Here is a 2229-nt window from a genome sequence, read left to right as displayed (position 1 = left end):
CCACCGCCTTCAAAACGGCGCGATTGAAAATTCACGGTACCACTGAACATGTCACCACTTGCACCACGTATCGCCCACCCCGTTTTGGTACCTAGATCAAAACAAAGAATTGTATTATTCATCACGTTTATGAAGCTCTAAAGCCATATTCCGCACTCCCAATAATAACGGAGTCGCTCCCATATTCTACGGTGCCAAGGTAGAGATGCCATGTATTGTTGTGGTGTTAACATAGACAATTTATAAGTCGTATTGGAAATGTAATTAAAGTTTGGAACTAGGTGATCACCACGTAATCTGCCGCCACCAAAAACAGCCCCTAAACCACTAATCCAACAATTACCTTCGTGACTGAGGTTCTCTTCACTCTCTACCCAGCCACCTAAATCACCTTTCTTTACTTTGCCAAAGCTTCTCAATGCTCGTATTCGGTGTAACTTGAAAGGACCGAGATCAACTGTATCGTCTGTAAGTTCGTATTTCTTTTTACTACTATTAACTAAATCACAACCACTAATAAAACCTGTATCAATCCATGCATCACCACACACACGGGCATTTTCACAAATTATTGCTGTACCGTATACATGTGCATTACCAAAAACTTTAGCATCAAAATAAACAATGGCATTGCCATAAACATGAGCGTTATCATAAACGTTGGCATTACCAAAAACCTTGGCTCGACCGTAAACCCTAGCACTACCATAAACCTTTGCATCGTCCCCAACCCAACAGTCTCCCTCATGACTTAAATTGCTTTCATTTTCAATAAAGCCACCTAAGTCACCTGCGTACACATCTCTAAAATTTCTTAAAGCACGTATACGGTGAAGCGTAACTCCATTAACTTCGATTGTTTCATCAGTAGATTCATACTTCTTTTTAAGTATCATATCTTCCACCTCTATCTTCTCACTTACTTTTCTTCTTACTCTTCTTATTCTTATGAGGCGGCGCTTTTACTACTTCATCACGCTGTTTAAGCTCTTGTGTTAGTCTTTCAACTTGCTCGTCGCGTGATGCNCGCCTTTTCATGCTCTTCAGTCTTTTGTTTCAGTTGTTTAATTTCCTCGTCACGTTCTTCAAGATCTGCATCACATTCATCAATTGTCTGCTTGCTTTCCTTTAAATACCTAAACTCATTCTCTTTCATTTTTTTCTTAATATCTTGAACCTGCTCTTTAAGTGCTTTAACTTGGTTGCGATAATGCAATGCAATACGAAACATCACTCCGCTTAAGAGCAAAACTGAAACCACTGCTATCCATAAAATCTCATTCGAACTCATTTTGATCTCCTTAATGCTGCAATCTATCGACCTTCTGATCAACACCGCAGCTCTTGCAAATTTTCGACATTGGGGGGTGTTGCTCTTGATCGCATAAAGATTTTAAAAGATAAGCCACTGCCCCTCTTGAAGGAACACCATATTTTTCCCAACGCCATACTGTTGATTTGTTAACGCCTAATAACGCTGCCATTTCGTCCAGCGTAAGATTAAGGCGTTTGCGTATTTTTTTTGCTTCTATCTTATTCATAAAATTAAGTGTGCAATGTGCACAGAAAAAAGTCAAGTCGAAAAGCACATATAATATGTGCATTATGAATGGAAAGGAGTTGTCAGAATGCAAGAACAAAAACCCGACCAAGCTATACGCTTAACAGAAGCAAGAATTGCCAAAGGATTTAAATCTGCCCGAGCCGCAGCTCAATATTACGGCTGGCCATATTACACTTATATACAACATGAACAAGGAGTTCGCGGCATCAATAAAGCCGCAAGTCGATACGCAAAAGCTTTTAACGTAAGTACAGGTTGGTTATTGACTGGTGAAGGACAGGGGATAAAAACAAAATCTACAACTGCTCTTTCAGACCGCGAACTTCAAGAAGAAGTTTTTAACGCTCTAAAAAATATATCTCCTGAAAAAAAGCAGTGGCTTCTTCGCATTTTAGATACTCTAAAAGACGAAGAATAATAATTAACCTTCTTTTTTTATCTATACTAAGCTTATTCACTGCCTCCATTATAAGGTTATCAATATCATCCATTTTATATATCCCAAAATAATATAATACTCACTAAATATGTTCATGTTGCACATTTTATTGTTGACATATGTGCAATATGCGCATACATATGTTCCATATCTTAGAAAATAACTTTTGCCAATAGGCAGTATGGAGGCATTTGTGAATAAACCAGTGTTTATAAATTCTGATGAA

3 protein-coding genes are annotated in these 2229 nt (G+C 38.2%); 1 reads left to right on the top strand and 2 read right to left on the bottom strand.

Going from position 1 to position 2229, the window contains the following annotated elements:
* Positions 1–137: 137 nt before the first annotated feature.
* Both ACFIK1_RS00735 and ACFIK1_RS00730 read right to left on the bottom strand, forming a co-directional pair.
* Positions 138–896, bottom strand: a complete 759-nt coding sequence (locus ACFIK1_RS00735; RefSeq protein WP_375637283.1) for a hypothetical protein — start codon at positions 894–896, stop codon at positions 138–140.
* Between the two features lie 405 nt (positions 897–1301).
* Complete coding sequence (locus ACFIK1_RS00730; RefSeq protein WP_375661845.1) at positions 1302–1541, bottom strand: helix-turn-helix domain-containing protein; 240 nt, start codon at positions 1539–1541, stop codon at positions 1302–1304.
* Between the two features lie 87 nt (positions 1542–1628).
* On the opposite strand from ACFIK1_RS00730, the gene ACFIK1_RS00725 reads away from it, so the two are divergent.
* Positions 1629–1982 carry an XRE family transcriptional regulator gene (locus ACFIK1_RS00725; protein ID WP_273791732.1) on the top strand — a complete coding sequence of 118 codons (354 nt, stop codon included), beginning with the start codon at positions 1629–1631 and terminating at the stop codon, positions 1980–1982.
* Positions 1983–2229 lie beyond the last annotated feature (247 nt).

The organism is Bartonella sp. OC16QHHD (genome assembly GCF_042194035.1).
Taxonomy (GTDB): Bacteria; Pseudomonadota; Alphaproteobacteria; order Rhizobiales; family Rhizobiaceae; genus Bartonella.
Note: the sequence above shows the minus strand (reverse complement) of the source record. Positions and strands in the feature narration are given on the sequence as shown.